Origin of the sequence: Dolichospermum circinale AWQC131C (genome assembly GCF_000426905.1) — a bacterium.
GTDB classification, from domain to species: Bacteria; Cyanobacteriota; Cyanobacteriia; order Cyanobacteriales; family Nostocaceae; genus Dolichospermum; species Dolichospermum circinale.
Genome location: NZ_KE384607.1, coordinates 64520 through 66620 on the forward strand (window position 1 = coordinate 64520; position 2101 = coordinate 66620).

The following is a 2101-nucleotide window of genomic DNA, read 5'->3' on the forward strand; positions in this document are numbered from 1 at the left end:
TATCACCAATATTGTCTACGACAAAGGTATCATTTCCTTTACCACCGATTAAAAGGTCTGTACCTGTTCCCCCGTTCAGAGTGTCATTACCGTCTCCACCGGTTAAATCATCCTTTCCTGTACCTGCTTTAATCCAATCATTACCAGTAGTACCATCAAAACTAACTGTACCTGTAAAGCTAGTTAAATCAAAGCGTTCAAATCCGAATACTGTTGTCCCAGGAATATCTAATTGATTGGTGGTGTTATTGGTATCTATGGAGATAAGATCATTAGATGTTCCTCCAGTGATAATTAAGGTATCTGTGCCATTACCACCTTTGATGGTGTCATTTTGTTGTAAATTGGCAAAAGTGCTGGTGATGGTGTCTTCTCCATAGTCAGCATCTATGATATCTTGTTGGGCTGTGGTGGTGAAACTTTCGTTATCGTTAAGGTCAGTTACTCCAATGGTTAATTGTTTTTCAAAAAATAACTCCCCTTGGTCTGTGGTTCTAACTCTAATGCTGTAACTGTTTTTGGCTTCAAAGTCAAATACAAAGTTGGTTTTAAGTTGATTATTGGTAATAGTGAATAAACTATTATCCGTTGCACCTTCCCCAGTGACTAAACTATAGGTAAAGGTGTCACTTGTATTTGGATCTGTGGTGGAAAGATTACCCACTACTGTACCAATAATTTGGTTTTCCGCAATCGTACTGGTGGAGAGTGTGAGATTAGTGGGTGCTTTGTTAGTAAACTCACTCACGTCTATGATTTGTAGTCCTGATTCATAATCAGCAACGTAAGCATAGTTGCCGACTACTTGCACACTTTGAGCATAGCCAGATGTATCATAATTGCCCTTGAGGGTGGGGTTTGTGGGGTCGCTTATGTCTATTATTTGTAGTCCTGATTCATTAACAGCAACATAAGCGTAGTTACCCACTACTTGCACACCTAAAGCATAGCCAGATGTATCATAATGTCCCTTGAGGGTGGGGTTTGTGGGGTTGCTTATGTCTATTATTTGTAATCCTGAACCATAATCAGCAACATAAGCGTAGTTACCCACCACTTGCACACCCTGAGCATAGTAAGATGTATCATAATTGCCCTTGAGGGTGGGGTTTGTAGGGTTGCTGATGTCTATTATTTGTAGTCCTGAATAATAATCAGCTACATAAGCATAGTTACCGACCACTTGCACACCCCAAGCACCGCCAGTTGTGACATAATTGCCCTTGAGGGTGGGGGTTGTGGGGTTGCTAACATCAATTATTTGTAGTCCTGAATACCTATCAGCTACATAGGCGTAGTTACCCACCACTTGCACACCCTGAGCATAGCCAGATGTATCATAATTGCCCTTGAGGGTGGGGGTTGTGGGGTTGCTAATATCAATGATTTGTAGTCCTGAATTACCATCAGCTACGTAAGCGTAGTTACCGACTACTTGCACACCATAAGCAGCGCCAGATGTAACATAATTGCCCTTGAGGGTGGGGGTAGAGGGGTTGCTGATGTCTATTATTTGTAGTCCTGATTCATCATCAGCTACGTAAGCATAGTTACCGACTACTTGCACACCATAAGCATAGCCAGAAGTATCATAATTGCCCACTAGTGTGGGTGCAAATACTCCCTGGTAGCTGGTGAGGGTGTCTGCAACAATATCTGACAAATGTAGAGACGTTCCATGGAACGTCTCTACATCTGTAATGGGAATATTCACCTCTAACTGCCAATTTCCCCCTAATGCTGCATTGCCGGTTTTTGTGGTGGAGGCGCTAATGGTGGCGTTGGTAATTTGATGTAACTTACGAATAAACTCTTCTCCAGCATCCCCCGCAGCGACGTTACAACCGTATAGTAAAATATTCTGAGGTTGCCATTGTTGTAACTGTTGGGTGTAATTGTGAATATTAGTTAAGTTTAATTGACTATTGCCTAAATATAAGCATCCAGGTGAACCGTGGGAAAGGATGTGAATGGTGGTGATGTGGGGATGTTGTTGTAAAATTTGGCTAATTTGCTCAATTCCGTCTTGATTTGGGGAAATATAGTAGTTTAACTTAAGAATGAGACAAAAAGAGTATAAGATTGAAGAGAGAAGGTATGG

The 2101-nt window shown here is 41.5% G+C and carries 1 protein-coding gene; it reads right to left on the reverse strand.

Going from position 1 to position 2101, the window contains the following annotated elements; genetic code table 11:
* The coding region (locus tag ACIR131C_RS25080; protein ID WP_155963064.1) for a DUF4347 domain-containing protein at positions 1 to 2101 on the reverse strand (2101 nt) is incomplete at both ends.